Here is a 15685-nt window from a genome sequence, read left to right as displayed (position 1 = left end):
ATGGAAATGAACTCGTTATACATCGATGGCGCAGCGGTTAAAGCAACCTCTGGTGAAACCTTTGATAGCATTAACCCTGCAAACGGTGAACCTATCGCGACGTTAGGCCAAGCATCTTCTGCGGATGTCGACAGTGCTATTGAATCTGCGAAACGCGGATTTGCGGTATGGTCAGCAATGACCGCTGTGGAACGCAGCCGCATTCTTTTGAAGGCAGTGGAAATACTTAGAGCTCGAAATAATGACCTTGCAAATCTTGAGGTTGTTGATACGGGCAAGCCTCTGCAAGAAGCAATTGAAGTGGATGTGGCGTCTGGCGCTGATGTTATTGAATACTTTGCTGGCTTGGCTCCAACGCTACAAGGCGACCAACAGCCGCTGAGCGAATCTCAATTTTTCTACACTCGCCGCGAGCCGCTAGGCATTTGTGCGGGCATTGGCGCGTGGAACTACCCAATTCAAATCGCGATGTGGAAATCGGCTCCGGCATTGGCCGCGGGTAACGCGATGATTTTCAAACCTTCAGAAGAAACGCCGCTCACAGCACTGAAGCTTGCAGAGATCTTTACTGAAGCTGGTCTTCCCGATGGCGTGTTTAATGTGGTTCAGGGCGATTACCGTGTTGGTCAGATGCTAACGGCGCACCCAGATATCGCAAAAGTGTCGTTCACGGGCGAAACCGGTACCGGTAAAGCGGTAATGGCAGACAGCGCTAAGACGCTGAAATCAGTCACCATGGAACTTGGCGGCAAGTCACCGATGATCGTGTTTGATGATGCGAAATTGGATGATGCAGTTTCCGCTTCGATGGTTGCTAACTTCTACACCCAAGGCGAAGTGTGTACTAACGGTACCCGTGTTTATGTACACGAAAACATCTACAACGCATTCATCGACCAACTTAAAACACGCACTGAGAAGCTGATCATTGGTGATCCAATGGACATGGAGACTCAGATCGGCGCGTTGATTTCTAAAGAACACCTTTCAAAAGTCCTTGAAGCCATTGAGCTAGCTAAGCAGTCGGGCGCAACTCTGCTGACGGGCGGCTATCAAGTGACAGACAACGGCCTCGAAAACGGCAACTTTGTTATCCCTACCGTGTTTGTGGATTGCGAAGACAACATGCCTCACGTTCAACAAGAGATCTTCGGCCCTGTAATGTCAGTGTTGAAGTTTACGGACGAAGACGACGTGATTCGCCGCGCTAACGACACCAAATATGGCCTAGCGGCTGGTGTGTTCACGCAAAACCTTTCTCGTGCGCACCGTGTTATTCACCAAATGCAGGCAGGTATTTGTTGGGTGAACACGTGGGGCGACTCACCAGCAGAAATGCCGGTTGGCGGTTACAAGCTTTCGGGTATTGGCCGTGAAAATGGACCAGAAACCCTACTTCATTATACGCAGACTAAGAGCATTCTTATTGAACTTGGCGACTACGCCAGCCCTTATGCCTAACGCGTAACACTCAATTTTATGGGTTAGCTTAACAGAGCTAGCCCTACTGACTCATCTCAGGGAAATCAAAACATGGAACAACGCTACGATTATATTATCGTCGGCGCGGGTTCGGCCGGCTGTGTGTTAGCGGATAGGCTAACGGAAAGCGGTGAACATAGCGTTTTATTACTGGAAGCTGGTGGTACGGACAAGAGTATTTTTATCCAAATGCCAACCGCGCTTTCTTACCCAATGAATACTGAAAAGTACGCTTGGCAATTTGAAACAGAGAAAGAACCGGGCCTTGATGGACGTGAACTGCACTGCCCACGTGGCAAAGTGTTAGGCGGCAGCTCATCAATTAACGGCATGGTTTATGTTCGTGGCCACGCGTGTGATTTTGACCAATGGGAAGAAGAGGGTGCGGCAGGTTGGAACTACCAAGCATGTCTGCCTTATTTCCGCCGTGCTGAATCATGGAACAAAGGCGGTGATGAATACCGTGGTGACAATGGCCCTGTCGGCACTTGTAATGGTAACGATATGGAGCTTAATCCACTTTACCAAGCGTTTATCGATGCAGGTAAAGACGCCGGTTACCCAGAAACACAAGACTACAACGGCTACCAGCAAGAAGGCTTCGGCACTATGCATATGACGGTAGACAAGGGTGTTAGAGCCTCAACCTCTAACGCTTATCTACGTCGAGCATTGAAGCGTTCAAACCTAACCTTGAAGAAAGGTATCGTGGCGCGTCGTTTCTTACTTGAAGCACTCGACGTAAAAGACCAGTCATCAAAAGGTCAATCAGGCTTGAAAGCCGTCGGTGTCGAGTTTGAAAAGTCAGGCAATACTCAAGTGGCTGTGGCGAACAAAGAAGTGATCTCTTCTGCGGGTTCTATCGGTTCTGTTCAACTGCTTCAGCTTTCTGGTATCGGCCCGAAAGCCGTGCTTGAAAAGGCAGGCGTTGAGCTTAAACACGAGCTGAATGGCGTAGGTGAAAACCTTCAAGATCACCTAGAAGTGTACTTCCAATATCACTGCAACGAACCCATCACGCTCAACAGCAAGCTTGGTTTAGTCAGCAAAGGCATGATTGGTGCAGAATGGATTTTGACTCGTAAAGGCCTTGGTGCCACTAACCACTTTGAATCGTGCGCGTTTATTCGTTCTCGCAAAGGATTGAAGTGGCCAAACATTCAATATCACTTCCTACCAGCAGCGATGCGTTACGACGGACAAGCGGCCTTTGATGGTCACGGTTTCCAAGTACACGTTGGGCCTAACAAGCCAGAGAGTCGCGGTACGGTTGCGATCACTTCTGCTGATCCGCATGCCAAGCCAGAGATCATTTTCAACTACATCTCGACTGAACAAGATCGCCAAGATTGGCGCGATTGTATTCGTCTGACGCGTGAGATTTTGTCTCAACCTGCGATGGATGTGTATCGAGGAAAAGAGATTCAGCCGGGTCTAAATATTACTTCCGATGAAGCAATTGATGAATGGGTTAAGCAGAACGTTGAAAGTGCTTATCACCCTTCATGTGGCTGCAAAATGGGTTCAGATGATGATCCAATGGCAGTGCTTGATGAAGAGTGTCGCGTTCGCGGTATTGATAATCTGCGCGTTGTCGATTCGTCTGTTTTCCCAGTTATTCCAAACGGCAACCTTAACGCCCCGACCATTATGGTGGCTGAGCGTGCTTCCGATTTGATTTTGGGTAAGCCAATGCTCAAAGAACAGGACGTTCCAGTGTGGATTGCACCTGAATGGCAAGAGAAGCAAAGAATCAATAAACCAGTAAGAGAAGCGTAAGCCTCTGTTATTGGGATAAAAATAATAAACGCAGAAATAATAAAAAAAGTAACAATCAAAATTAGTCAAAAGTCAGCAAAACTGCCCTGATTAGTATGAGTTAGGGCAGAAAAAGGAAAGATAAAAAGGAATCATTATGACGACTCAACATAGACAAACCGCGACAAATAAGCCTTTAGCAAGCAATGCGTTAAAAACCAAGGCGTTCGCAACATTAGCCATTAGTTCATTTGCATTTGGCGCTAACGCTTCTATTGAACCGCAGCAATGTGAAAACGTTCGATTCGCTGATGTAGGCTGGACTGACATTACCGCTACAACCGCCGTTACTTCCGAACTATTAAAAGGCCTTGGTTACAAAACCAAAACCGACCTACTTTCAGTACCGGTGACTTACTCTTCAATGGCGAACGGCGATATTGATGTATTCCTAGGTAACTGGATGCCAACCATGGAAGGCGATATTGCTAAGTACCGTGAAGCGGGCACGGTTGAAACCGTTCGTGCCAACCTTGAAGGCGCAAAATACACGCTAGCCGTACCAAAATACGTGTACGACTCTGGCGTAAAAAGCTTCGCAGACCTAGCAAAACATGCCGACAAATTTAAAGACCGCATCTACGGCATAGAGCCGGGTAACGACGGTAACCGCTTAATCCAATCAATGATTGATTCTGACGCGTTTGGCTTGAAAGATTTCAGCCTAGTGGAATCAAGTGAAGCGGGCATGGTATCGCAAGTATCTCGCGCTGCTCGTCGTAGCCAGTGGATCGTTTACCTTGGTTGGGCTCCGCACCCAATGAACAGCAATGTTGAAATGGAATACCTATCAGGTGGTGACGACTTCTTTGGCCCTAACTACGGTGGCGCGAATGTTTACACTAACGTTCGTTCAAACTACGTGTCTGAGTGTGCAAATGTCGGTCAACTTCTACAAAACCTAGAATTCACTCTAGAGATGGAAAACCAGTTGATGGAAGAGATTCTTAACCAAAAAGTGAAGCCAGAAAAAGCGGCTCAACAATGGTTGAACAAGAACCCTCAACAAGTGGAAGCTTGGTTAGACAATGTAAAAACGCATAAAGGTGAATCAGCGACTCAAGCCGTTACTGAATACCTAAAGCAAGTTAAAGCTTAGTTCTACCTATCTCACCAGCTACATAAATAATAAAGGTGGGCTTGCCAATTTATCGATTGGTTTGAAGTAGCCCACCCATAATAAAAGGCAATATTGTGAATTTTATTACGGAAAACAAAATCCCTGTTGGTCAATGGATGGAAGCGGGTGTTGATTGGCTAACAATCAATGCAGCAGGATTCTTTGACGCTATTTCGATTTTTCTAGAAACCGTCATTATGTTTTTAGTCGATGTATTTAAGTGGATGCCACCGGCTTTACCAATCGTGATGACCGCGGCGATTGCATGGTATTTACACCGTAAACCTTCGCTGGTGATCTTTGTGGTCGCGGCACTGCTGACTATTCTTAACCTCGGATACTGGCAAGAAATGCTGGAAACCTTTGTTCTCGTCTTTGCGGCGACAACGATTTCCGTATTAATTGGCGTACCGGTTGGCATCATGGCTGCTCACCGTCCTTGGCTCTATACAGTTTTGCGTCCAATCCTTGATTTGATGCAGACAGTCCCAACTTTCGTTTATCTGATTCCAACTCTGGTTCTATTCGGCTTGGGTATTGTTCCTGGCTTAATCTCGACCATTATTTTCGCGATAGCTGCACCGATTCGTTTAACCTACTTAGGCGTCACTAAAGTGCCGGAAGAGTTGATTGAAGCGGGTAAAGCGTTTGGTGCCAGCCGCATGAAATTGCTGATGAAGGTCGAATTACCGGCGGCTCTACCAAGCATCATGGCGGGTGTAACCCAATGTATTATGTTGTCGCTTTCGATGGTGGTTATCGCCGCTCTTGTCGGTGCTGACGGACTTGGTAAACCTGTTGTTCGTGCATTGAACACAGTGAACATCTCACAAGGTTTTGAAGCTGGATTAGCGATTGTATTAGTCGCAATCATCCTTGACCGCTTGTGCAAAACACCAAACCAGAAGGAAGCTTAATCATGTCTAACTCTCAGGAAAAAAAGACAATGGACGCGATTACCATTAAGAATCTCGATGTTGTGTTTGGTAATAAATCGAAACAAGCGCTTGAGCTACTCGACCAAGGTAAAACTCGCCAAGAGATCATTGATGAAACTGGTCAAGTTGTCGGCGTAGACAATGTGTCGCTGACCGTTGAAGAAGGCGAGATTTGTGTGCTGATGGGGTTGTCTGGTTCTGGTAAATCATCTTTGCTTCGCGCAGTTAACGGCCTGAATGAGATCAGCCGTGGCTCATTGGCGATCAAAGATGGAGACAAGCAGGTTGATTTAGGTGAACAGTGCGACGAAGCGACCTTGCGTCATCTTCGTACTCACCGCGTTTCTATGGTGTTCCAAAAATTTGCCCTAATGCCTTGGTTAAACGTGTTAGATAACGTGGCGTTTGGTCTAGAAATGCAAGGCGTAGCCAAAGATGTTCGTCGTGCTAAAGCGCGTGAACAACTTGAAATGGTGGGTTTGGCAGAGTGGGAAACCAAGTATCCGCATGAGCTTTCTGGCGGTATGCAGCAACGTGTTGGTCTAGCGCGTGCCTTTGCGATGGATACCGACATTCTTCTTATGGATGAACCGTTTTCAGCGCTTGATCCGCTCATTCGTGCACAGTTGCAAGATGAGCTAATTTTATTGCAAAACAAGCTTAACAAAACGATTTTGTTCGTGAGTCATGATTTAGACGAAGCGCTGAAGATTGGTAATAACATTGCGATCATGGAGTCAGGCAAACTGATTCAACACGGTAAGCCTGAAGAGATCGTACTGACGCCAAAAACCGAATACGTAAAAGACTTCGTTGCTCACACCAATCCATTGAATGTGCTTAAAGGTCGTTCTTTAATGCAGCCTCTTGATTCACTGACGCAAGAGAATGAAAGCTGGAAGATCTGCGATTCTAAAGATCTCTGGATTGAACAGAATGAAGGTGCTTTATCAGTAAAAGGTGAATCTGCTTTGGCGCTTGTTGAGTGGAGCGAGTCTGACGATCTAACTGCGATCAACGCGTCGAGTGTGGTAGTGACAAGCCCGGAGATTGGTATGCGTGATGCGATTAAGCTTAAACAGATCAGTAACCACCCAATTCTGTTGGTTGAAAACGATCAATTGGTTGGGATTTTGGATAACAGCGAGTTTTACAACGCACTAACGGGTAACTTTCAGATGAATACCGCTGCGTAAAATTTCGTTTTTCAGCTTAGCTATTGAGGCTGGTTTTTTATTGGGTGGAGAGGGTTAAGTCTCTCTACCTCTATGATTATTAAAATATATTATTCTTTGAGTTTGTATTCTCTGGTTCATTATTTTTGTCTTCATTGAAGCTTTCATTCCCCCTTCATTAAGCAAAAGTGCCGTACCACGCAAGTTTAGTGGTATAGAAAAGATTGAGAATAGTATGAACATCAGTACAATGCGGAAAAATCAATGAAGTAATTTATCAATTTACAGTGTAATTCGAGCGCGCGTGACGTAATCACTCGAGGCATTTCATCGCTTCGACGCTGTAAAACCATTCACAGTATATTAGTACAAAGGTCTGCATCTTGGACAAACATGACGAAATCCTGGTCGCTATTCGCCAAATTATTCGCGCTATCGATTTACACTCGAAGAAGCTGAGTAAAGAGTATGGTTTGACTGGCCCTCAATTAATCTTAATGAGAGCAATCCAAGAAATGGGTAATGTGACGATCAAAGAATTGTCTAATCAGACCAATGTAAGCCAAGCAACGACGACGACGATCATCGACCGTCTTGAGTTAAATGGCTATGTACAACGAGTACGCAGTTCATCGGACCGCCGTAAAGTACACGCGAACCTGACTGAAAAAGGTCAAGAGTTGCTAAACAATGCGCCACCGCCGCTGCAAGATAACTTCGTTAAAAAATTCCAAAACCTAGAGACGTGGGAGCAAAGCTTACTGCTTTCTTCGATGCAGCGTGTATCAGCAATGATGAACGCAGAAGACATCGACGCTGCTCCAGTGCTTCAGCTTGAAGGCATTGCAAACGTAGCCAAAAGCTAACGTTATTTTTAAATTATCTATTTAAAACAAAAATTTAAATAATTATTAAATGGTCGCATTAAGCGGCCATTTTTGATCTCACTATGTGAAATTTCTCGTTATACCGCCTATTCGCTACGTCCTTCTATTTTAAATCTCCCTGGGTTTTAACCCTACGTTGTAATCACCCTATTTATTTGTATTCAAAAATGCATTGACGATTCTCTGACAATAAAAGTATAGACCGACCGGTCTGTTTTGTATTATTGTGTGCTCATCTTAACCACGAGGTGATGTATGAAATACGAATTGACGCCAACACAAATGACCATGACGTTGAACAACATGCAGGGAGCTTTTGCACAGAACCCGATGCCAGCGGTATCGGTGAGAATTGAGCAGTTGCTTGCACTTAAATCTGCGCTAATCGATTACACAGATCGTTTGTGTGCAGCCGTGAGTGAGGACTATGGTCACCGCAGTCGACAAGACACTTTGATGGCTGACATATTGCCTTGTATCGGAAATATTGATCACAGCATTGAATGTTTGCCTCATTGGTCGACATCTTCAATTCGTCATTCCGGTCCATTACTTTCAACCTCTCGTGTGGAGGTGGTTTATCAACCCAAAGGCGTTGTCGGGATTATTGCTCCGTGGAATTTCCCGATCATGTTATCCGTCGGCCCGCTTATTTCTGCTCTGGCTGCTGGCAATCGCGCCATGATCAAGATGAGTGAATTTACCCCAGCGACGAACCAAGTATTAACAGCGCTATTGGCGGAAGTATTCCATGCCGATGAGGTGTGCTTGGTTGAAGGTGAGGTAGAAATCGCAGCCGCATTTTCGGCGTTGCCGTTTGATCATCTTCTGTTTACAGGGTCAACCCAAGTGGGTCGCCAAGTGATGAAGTCAGCGGCTGACACGCTAACTCCAGTCACGCTAGAGCTAGGCGGTAAGTCACCGGTTATCGTTGCAGAAGATATGCCAATTGATATCGCGGTTGAGCGAATCATTTATGGTAAGAGCCTCAATTACGGGCAGGTGTGTGTGGCTCCTGACTATGTATTGCTACCTGAAGGGAAAGTTGAATCTTTCATTCAAGAGTATAAAAAACAGTACCAATTGCTATTTGATGAAGGGATCTACTCTGAGAGTTTAACCTCGCTCATTAACCCTCGCCAATGTGATCGTATTGCTGGTCTGTTGAATGAAGAGCAGGAAGCTGGGACACGAATCGTTGCTTGCCATGACGAATCGATGGACCTAAATACTCGTCGGTTGGTGACACATTTGATCGTTGAACCAAGCCTGTCATCCAAGGTGATGAACGAAGAAATTTTCGGCCCATTATTACCTTTGATTACGTATCGCAATGTCGAAGAGGCGTTCCAAGTCATCAATAGCAAACCAAGGCCGTTAGCACTCTACCTGATGAGCTTTGATTTGAGTTTACAGGCTCAGGTTAAGCACCAAGTTCACTCCGGTGGCATGTGTATTAATGACTGTGTTTTCCATTTAGCGGTTGATGACGCGCCGTTTGGTGGCATTGGCGAATCAGGCCAGGGCAATTATCACGGTAAAGAAGGGTTTATCACTTTCTCTCACGCTAAAACTGTGTTGGAAACAGGTTTAGATCATCGAGTTAAGCATCTGTTTTCAAAAGAAGACAACGAATTAAAAACAGCAGTGATGGGCATGCTTGGCCAGTAAATCACTGTTGGTATGACACTGTTTATTTTTCAAAAAGTTATTTTCACGAAATTATTTTAAGAGGTTACTTTTATGTTGGAACGTTTTTTTGAACGTACGATCAAATCGTATTTGATGATTACAGGTTTCTTAACGGCGACGGCTTTTTCCACTTTCCTAGCGCCTGATTGGAGTATGCAGACGCTGTTCTCGTACAACGATACCATGATGGAAAACAAAGAGTATTTGCTCGGTACTTATCAACACTGGGGTGTGGTGGTTGGCTGTATTGGTGTGTTGTTGATGTTCTCGGCGAAGTACAAATCGCTGCGTACCTCAACCATGATTTACAGCGCATTTGAGAAGTCGATGTTTGTGGGCATCTTCTTATATAACGTGTGTATCAACGATTATGAGTGGTTCTATGGCAGCAGCTCAAGAGTATGACCCTGCGCTCGACTTATTACATTGGATGTCGCAAGCCGCGCATTAATTCAAATCTTAACTCAGGTTACTCACAGAAAAAGTTACTCGCAGAAAAGTTAATTACTGAAACAAGTTAATCACAGAAATTGGAGAACGTCTTATGCAGACATTCAAGAAATCTTTAGTCTTCACTGCAATGGCTGCGGCAAGCAGTGCTGCTCTTGCGGCTGAATCAGAAAAACCGAATATTGTTGTTATTGTTGGCGATGATGTGGGCTTTGCCGATACACAGCCTTATGGCTCAGAAGCGGATACCCCAAACCTAATGGCGCTGGCTGAAGAGGGGTTAAGTTTACTAACTTTCACGCGTCACCAACCTCATCGGTAACGCGCTCTATGATGTTAACCGGAGCAAATAGCCACGAGGTTGGGCTAGGCACCTTCGACTATGCCGTCTATCCGGGCGCGATTGGCAAGTCGGGTTATGAAGGTTACCTCACCAAGAACGGGGTTACGGTCGCAACGCTGCTTAAAGAGAGTGGCTATAACACTTACCTCTCTGGTAAATGGCACTTGGGGCACGACGATGGATTCTTACCGGATGATCGAGGTTTTGAAGAGAGCTACGGTATCTTAGCGGGCGGCTCGAATCACTTTAATCGAGATATGATGTTCCCGGCCAAAAATGCCGCGACAGCGGATGCGCTGCAAAAAGGCGATATTCCTGGCGTCGAAGTTGAGCCAACTTACCGTAACGGTGAAGTGGTTGAGGACAAGTACAAAGGCGAGTACTCAGACCAAGTTTACACCAACGAGATCATCAAGATGATCGATAGCAAAAAAGACGACGGTAAGCCTTTCTTCGCCTACGTCCCATTCACCGGTATTCACCTGCCACTGCAAGCGCCTGAGTCTGCCTATCAAGATAAAGTCGATTACTACGTTGAGCATGGTTGGGACTCGGTTCGAGAAGACCGTTTCGAACGCATGAAAGAGATGGGTGTGATTCCAAAAGACGCCGATATTTCAGATCGTAACGCATTAAGCCGACCTTGGGATTCGCTCTCTGAGAAAGAACAAAAGTGGTATGGCAAGAAAATGGCTGTCGCGATGGGCATGATGGAAATGCAGGACCAACAAGTCGGCCAGATAGTCGATTACCTGAAAGAAATCGGCGAATACGACAATACCTACATTATGTATCTAGCGGATAACGGCCCAGAAGCGGCGGATATTACCGGTGAAAATATCAGTGATTTGATCCGAACGTGGACTGCTCATCATTTCGATAATTCGACTGAAAATTTGGGTAAGGCGAACTCCAGTGTGTCACTTGGACCTGAGTGGGCAAGCGCTTCAACCGGTGGCCTATCTTGGTACAAAGCTTACACAGCAGAGGGCGGTATCCGTGTGCCATTTATCGTTAAGCCAGCCAAAGCGCTTTTAGACGGTGAAGATGCGTTGCAACCGGGAACTCAGACAGACGACTTATCCCAAGTGAAGGACATTGCAGCGACGATTCTTGAGATTGCAGAGGTCGATCATCCAGGAACGGAATATCAAGGTAGAGAAGTAGCGCAGATGAGTGGTGTGAGCTTGTTGCCTTACTTCAAAGGGGAAACGGCAGACGTGCACAGTGCCAACAATGCGATTCCATTTGAATTGTTTGGTAGCGGAATTCTGCTTAAAGGTGATTACAAGATCATTCGAATTTCTACGGGAATGGGCGGCGACAGTGAGTGGCACTTATACAACACCAAGAAAGATCCAGCTGAGCAACATGACTTGAGAAATGAAATGCCAGACTTGTTCTTAGAGATGGTCGCTGAATATCAAGAATACGAAAAAGCGCAAAATATCGTCCCAGTTGACGAAGCGTGGAACCCGTTTGAAAACGTGAAATAGAGGAAAAACCACTCGGCCAACCTAATGCCACCAAGCTTGGTTGGCCGATGAACGCCGTGTAAAGGAATTACGAATTGTTTTGGCTAATACAATAACTTTTACATCGAGGCACTCTTCATGACGACATTATCGCTATCAAATTTGAGTTCAGTTCCGCAGTTTAATGGCAAAGCACACAGCAAACTTCAGGCGTTAGCAAAACCGATTGGGGCGGTGTGTAATATCAGTTGCACCTACTGTTATTACCTAGAAAAACAACAGCTGCTTGAATACCCAAAAGGCTCTCAATATACGATGGATGAAGTTATGTTAGAGCGTTATATCAAGCAGTACATAGAAGGGCAGAATACGCCTGAAATCATCTTTTCTTGGCACGGTGGAGAGCCTACGTTGTTGGGGGTTGAGTACTTTCAAAAAGTCGTCGAGCTGCAGAAAAAATATTGTCCTAACCACAGTAAGATCAGCAACGACCTTCAAACCAACGGCACGTTACTGAATGATGCGTGGTGTGAGTTCTTCAAAAAAAATGACTTTATCATTGGTGTGAGCATTGACGGCCCAGAGCACTTACACAATCACTACCGAACCAACCGTGCAGGCAAAGGCACTTTTTCTCAAACAATGCGTGGTATTCACTACTTGAAGCAGCATAACGTCGAGTTCGCGACCCTAAGCTGCGTGAATGATGTGACAGGTAAATATCCACTAGAGGTTTATCGCTTTCTACGCGATGAAGTGGGTTCGAAGCAGTTGCAGTTTATTCCTGTGGTCGATAAGCGCGAAGCTCACACCAACAATAAATGGTTGAGCAACCAACAAGCGATCATTCCCGTATCAGGCGAGGTTGAAGCTTGGAGTGTCGATTCTGTGCAATGGGGAGAATTCCTCACTACCATTTTTGACGAATGGTTCGAACATGATTTTGGTCGGGTATTAGTGCCGTACTTTGAAAATTTTGTCGGAGTGTGGATGGGCAGAGAAAGCACCATGTGTATCTTGAGTGAGATCTGCGGAAAAGGGTTAGCGGTTGAGCCCAATGGCGATGTTTATTCATGTGACCATTATGTCTTTCCCGAATTTCAGCTAGGTAATATTCAGGAACAAGCACTTTCATCTTTAGCCTTTTCGTCAAAGCAGCAGCGTTTTGGGTTCGCCAAACAGAAGTCTCTGCCGAAACAATGCCAGGCCTGTGAGTTTAAATTTGCATGCCATGGCGAGTGCCCTAAAAACCGCATCATCAAAAGCCGAGATGGTGAGGCTGGGTTAAATTATCTCTGTGAAGGATGGCTGAGTTTCTTCAAGCATATCGACCCTGTTATTAAGGACTTATTCAAAGCCAATAATATCCCGTCTCGTCTGGGGTAACGGAGTAAGCGTGAATCGATTTAATCAAAATTTACAGTAAGATAGAAGGCTCGCTAAATTATGCGAGCCTTTTGGTATTTGGTATTTGGTATTTGGTATTTGGTATTTGGTTTCTGGTAACGGGTATATCTAGTCAGCCGATTCTTGGGCTGGGCTCATGGCGAGAAGAGTCTCTTCCATGGCATTGTTTAGAATCGAACGGTTACGCTGCATGGCGGCCATGAGCGTTGAGCCTAGCCATAGGCCATAAAGCATTCGAGACAGCGATTCTGGCTCTGCGATAGTGAAATCACCGGCCTCATTGCCTTCTTCAAATAGCTTCGCCATACGCAGGATGATCTTTTCTGCACCTATTGCCATTGTGGACTGTAACGGGTTAGCCGACCCAGATACTTCTCCCGCCAGTTTTACGACAAGACATTGGATATTGAAGTCTTCAGTCAGTTTCGATGCACACCAAAACTCGAAATAGGCTTTTACGCGATCACGACGAGAAAGCGACTCATCACTTAAAAAGTCGTCCAGCTTAGCGAGATGCTCATCAAAGTAGTTAGTAAGAAGGATCTCACCAAAGTGTTCTTTGGATTTGAAGTAATGGTAAAAAGAACCCTTCGTGCCTTCCGCTTGGTTGATGATTTTCATCAGGCCAACACCAGCAAACCCGTGTTCATTGATAAGGCTAAACCCTGCATCGAGCATAGCTTGTCGCATGTCTTTCATTGTTCTTACTCTTTATGCTGAGAATGAGGAATAGTGTAACGAGCAACATACCAACCGTCCAGTCTAGCGCGTTAGGACGCGGTCAATAATTGACTCGTTTCGTCAAAGTAACTTTTTCTCTTATTGGCACTTCTAAGCGACAAAACTTTTTTCAAGATAAGCACATCCTATAAATCGAAAATAACAACCTTAAAGGGCCTGTTTGGTGCCTTAAAATGGCTAAATTTGGGTGTTTTAAGTTGCTGTTTTTGTTCGTTTTTAATTTGGTGTTTTCTTAAGATCGCAATGGTAGTCTTAGCTTAATTTCTTTAGGGGGCTAAATGGACACCAATAACAGCACTTATCATCACCACAATTTTGCTCAGCAAGACTTATCAGAGCTTACATTTACAGCCTGTACGTTTATCCGTTGTGATTTCAGACGTTCGAACTTACGTGATGCAACGTTTATTAACTGTAAGTTTATCGAACAAGGCGATATTGAGGGATGTCACTTCGATGTTGCAGATTTGCGTGATGCAAGTTTTCAGAACTGTCAGTTGGCGATGGCGAATTTTAGTAATACGAATTGCTATGGTATTGAGTTACGTGATTGTGACCTGAAAGGGGCGAACTTTACTCGTGCGAATTTTGCCAATCAGGTAAGCTATAGAATGTATTTTTGCTCTGCATATATTACGGGCTGTAATCTGTCATACGCCAATTTTGAACAAGCTTGTTTAGAGAAGTGTGAGCTGTTTGAGAACCGTTGGATAGGCACTTACCTTGGCGGTGCGTCACTGAAAGAGTCTGATCTCAGCCGAGGTGTGTTCTCGGAAGATGTATGGGGGCAATTCAGTATGCAAGGTGCTAATTTATGCCATGCTGAATTAGAAGGGTTAGATCCTCGCAAGGTAGACACATCGGGGATTAAAATCGTTGCTTGGCAGCAAGAGCAACTGCTTGAAACCATGGGTATTGTGGTCATGCCCGATTGATAGCTGTAATTTCCAACGGCAGGCTATTTGGAATATGTAAGATTTCGCTATAGAAGAAAAGCCCAAAGCTAATAACTTTGGGCTTTTCCGTATTTGGTAACCAGCATTTTATAATGAATTTTTAAAAAGAGAATGCTTGGTGATAGAGAACTGATTGGTTGATTAATGCATGCCTGAGCGCATTTTGTCGGCGAGCGCAAAGAAGACAAAAACGACGAAACAGACTAGAGCAGCACACAGTGAAGTTAAGATGGTTGTGGCGTCTTTTGAAATCAATGGAATGGTGATAGAAGCTAGCGCTATCAACATAACAAGGATATGAACAATTCGACCCGGAATTGGATTTTTATGACAGAATGAAGCCCAGAGGTAACGCATTTTCAACACCAGTATAAAATTAGTGGTTTTATTCTATTTTCTTAGTGAGTATTTTGTAAATAACAATTGGTTACAATTGGTTGTAAATAAGATCTAAGTCGAATTAGTATTAAACCAGTTAAATAACAGCAGTTTATTGATCTTTTATTGAATTTTAACTTTCAAAATGAACATCATAATATTCCGTATTCTTTGGAATGCTAAGTCAAATATTATTCGAATTTTTGTTTTTTGACTTAAGATCTCATTTATTGAGTGTTCTGTTAAGAGACCGTTTGCGTACAGGTATTGGTGGCGTAACTATCAAGCGAATTAGAGTCATCCTAGAGCCTGTTATTCGTTTTATGTTATTTATCAAAGTGACTCCTCAAATTGAGAGCGAAGTAATCTTGTGAATTTTTCGGTTTGATATACTCAATATTCATTCGATAAAGATGATGGAGATGATATGTCGAAAACCGCGAAGATCATTAATGAAGATAAGCTGGTAAAAAAAGCAGTTGAAGTCGGTTTTAAGATGGCTAAGCTACAAGGTTTTGATTTGCCAAATTCATCCCAACCGATAAAGGTTAAAGCGGTGTACTTGTTCCTTGTTGAAGTCAATCAGATCACACCTCTCCCTGAGAGCAAGCTTGATGGTGCGAACATCAAGAAGCGTTTAGCACTCTGGCTTCATAATGCACTTCCTGACAATGACCCTTTGAAGTAAACTTGTATTACCTCATTTTTTATATTTGAAACCTAGCGATTTTTCGCTGGGTTTTTTGCTTTATGGAGCAGTAAAAATAGCCTCTTGATATCTCCTAAGCCTAACTTCATTCACAGAGGCTTTGTTTCCTAAATC

12 protein-coding genes and 3 pseudogenes are annotated in these 15685 nt (G+C 44.5%); 13 read left to right on the top strand and 2 right to left on the bottom strand.

Annotation, left to right across the window (positions count from 1 at the left end; all coding sequences use genetic code 11):
- The 11 genes and pseudogenes from betB (at window position 1) to AB4209_RS19725 (ending at window position 12766) form a co-directional block, all read left to right on the top strand.
- Window positions 1-1461, top strand: coding sequence for a betaine-aldehyde dehydrogenase (gene betB / locus AB4209_RS19775; protein WP_102398297.1), 1461 nt, complete (start codon window positions 1-3; stop codon window positions 1459-1461).
- A 72-nt stretch (window positions 1462-1533) separates the two neighbouring features.
- The gene (betA, locus tag AB4209_RS19770) at window positions 1534-3261 is read left to right on the top strand and encodes a choline dehydrogenase (RefSeq protein ID WP_372057020.1); all 1728 of its coding nucleotides are present in this window, start codon (window positions 1534-1536) and stop codon (window positions 3259-3261) included.
- Window positions 3262-3397: 136 nt separating this feature from the next.
- Window positions 3398-4399, top strand: coding sequence for a choline ABC transporter substrate-binding protein (locus tag AB4209_RS19765; protein WP_372057018.1), 1002 nt, complete (start codon window positions 3398-3400; stop codon window positions 4397-4399).
- 95 nt (window positions 4400-4494) lie between these two features.
- Entirely contained in the window at window positions 4495-5337 is an 843-nt protein-coding gene (gene choW, locus AB4209_RS19760) for a choline ABC transporter permease subunit (RefSeq protein WP_009845976.1), read from the top strand.
- 2 nt (window positions 5338-5339) lie between these two features.
- Window positions 5340-6554, top strand: a complete 1215-nt coding sequence (gene choV / locus AB4209_RS19755) for a choline ABC transporter ATP-binding protein (RefSeq protein ID WP_104216326.1) — start codon at window positions 5340-5342, stop codon at window positions 6552-6554.
- Between the two features lie 362 nt (window positions 6555-6916).
- Window positions 6917-7399, top strand: coding sequence for a MarR family winged helix-turn-helix transcriptional regulator (locus AB4209_RS19750; protein WP_004732429.1), 483 nt, complete (start codon window positions 6917-6919; stop codon window positions 7397-7399).
- Window positions 7400-7675: 276 nt separating this feature from the next.
- Window positions 7676-9091, top strand: coding sequence for a coniferyl aldehyde dehydrogenase (locus tag AB4209_RS19745; protein ID WP_372057015.1), 1416 nt, complete (start codon window positions 7676-7678; stop codon window positions 9089-9091).
- Window positions 9092-9163: 72 nt separating this feature from the next.
- Window positions 9164-9505 (top strand): annotated as a pseudogene (locus AB4209_RS19740) (hypothetical protein); the annotation flags it as partial.
- Window positions 9495-9563 (top strand): annotated as a pseudogene (locus AB4209_RS19735) (sel1 repeat family protein); the annotation flags it as partial. The pseudogenes AB4209_RS19740 and AB4209_RS19735, both read left to right, overlap by 11 nt.
- A 93-nt stretch (window positions 9564-9656) precedes the next feature.
- Window positions 9657-11401: pseudogene (locus tag AB4209_RS19730) on the top strand (arylsulfatase).
- 117 nt (window positions 11402-11518) lie between these two features.
- Window positions 11519-12766: an anaerobic sulfatase maturase gene (locus AB4209_RS19725; RefSeq protein WP_372057013.1), complete on the top strand. Its 1248-nt coding sequence runs from the start codon at window positions 11519-11521 to the stop codon at window positions 12764-12766.
- Window positions 12767-12895: 129 nt separating this feature from the next.
- Here the strand turns inward: AB4209_RS19725 and AB4209_RS19720 are convergent, their stop codons facing one another.
- Window positions 12896-13486: a TetR/AcrR family transcriptional regulator gene (locus AB4209_RS19720; RefSeq protein ID WP_102445515.1), complete on the bottom strand. Its 591-nt coding sequence runs from the start codon at window positions 13484-13486 to the stop codon at window positions 12896-12898.
- Window positions 13487-13806: 320 nt separating this feature from the next.
- Here AB4209_RS19720 and AB4209_RS19715 point away from each other — a divergent pair, with 320 nt between their 5' ends.
- Window positions 13807-14463, top strand: coding sequence for a Qnr family pentapeptide repeat protein (locus AB4209_RS19715; RefSeq protein WP_137001581.1), 657 nt, complete (start codon window positions 13807-13809; stop codon window positions 14461-14463).
- 162 nt (window positions 14464-14625) lie between these two features.
- Here AB4209_RS19715 and AB4209_RS19710 read toward each other — a convergent pair whose 3' ends face one another.
- Window positions 14626-14841, bottom strand: a complete 216-nt coding sequence (locus AB4209_RS19710) for a hypothetical protein (RefSeq protein WP_029235681.1) — start codon at window positions 14839-14841, stop codon at window positions 14626-14628.
- A 448-nt stretch (window positions 14842-15289) separates the two neighbouring features.
- Between AB4209_RS19710 and AB4209_RS19705 the strand changes: the two genes are divergently transcribed.
- Complete coding sequence (locus AB4209_RS19705) at window positions 15290-15550, top strand: DUF5062 family protein (protein WP_065677671.1); 261 nt, start codon at window positions 15290-15292, stop codon at window positions 15548-15550.
- Window positions 15551-15685: the final 135 nt, after the last annotated feature.

It is taken from the genome of Vibrio sp. 10N.286.48.C11, assembly GCF_041469805.1.
In the GTDB taxonomy this organism is placed as follows: domain Bacteria; phylum Pseudomonadota; class Gammaproteobacteria; order Enterobacterales; family Vibrionaceae; genus Vibrio; species Vibrio crassostreae_C.
The sequence above is the reverse complement of the archived record's forward strand: the minus strand, read 5'-3'. Positions and strand labels throughout refer to the sequence as shown.